The sequence below is a fragment of the Vibrio sp. 1978 genome, assembly GCF_033344345.1.
Genome location: NZ_JAWPOP010000696.1, coordinates 1 through 610, shown reverse-complemented (window position 1 = coordinate 610; position 610 = coordinate 1). Strand labels below are relative to the sequence as shown.

Sequence of the window (610 nt, the reverse complement as noted above, 5' to 3'; positions counted from 1 at the left end):
CCAGCCAAATTCATTTACTGCGTAAGTACGGCTACAAAGTTTTTTATGGCGATGCCACGCAAATCGATTTGTTGCGCGCCGCTGGCGCAGACAAAGCGGAAGCGTTAGTGATTTGTACAGACTCGCCGGATGAAGTGATGGCGATTGTCGATATCTGCCGTACGCATTTTCCGAATCTCAAATTGCTCGCTCGTGCTCGAAGCCGAGTGGAAGCCTATCAGTTGATGAGCCATGGTGTGCAAAACTATTCGCGTGAGACTTTTTTAGGCGCACTGGATCTTGGTCGTCAAACTCTGGTTGAGTTAGGCATGCACCCATATCAAGCAAAGCGGGCAGAAGCACATTTTCGTAAGCTCGATAATGCTATGCTTAAAGACTTGCTGCCTCAGCATAATGAAGATAAGAAGCTCGCCCAAAGAGCCAAAGAAGCTCGTAAAGAGCTAGAAGAAATTTTTGGTCGTGAGATGGAAAGCGATCACCAGTCGCCTAATCATTGGAAGTAGTACCCGCAGACCTAAGCGGGAAAAGGAACAAAAGTGAAAGCCAAGAAACGTTTTATCGCGGGTGCAACGTGCCCACAGTGCAGCCAGCAAGATACCCTACGCTGGTG

General features: G+C 48.4%; 2 protein-coding genes. Both read left to right on the top strand.

Annotated features, from left to right (window positions below; translation table 11 throughout):
* Positions 1-503: NAD-binding protein (locus R8N49_RS28610; RefSeq protein WP_318190633.1), on the top strand; the 503-nt coding region annotated here is incomplete at its 5' end.
* Positions 504-536: 33 nt separating this feature from the next.
* A partial coding sequence (locus R8N49_RS28605; protein WP_318190634.1) for a YheV family putative metal-binding protein occupies positions 537-610 on the top strand: 74 nt, incomplete at its 3' end.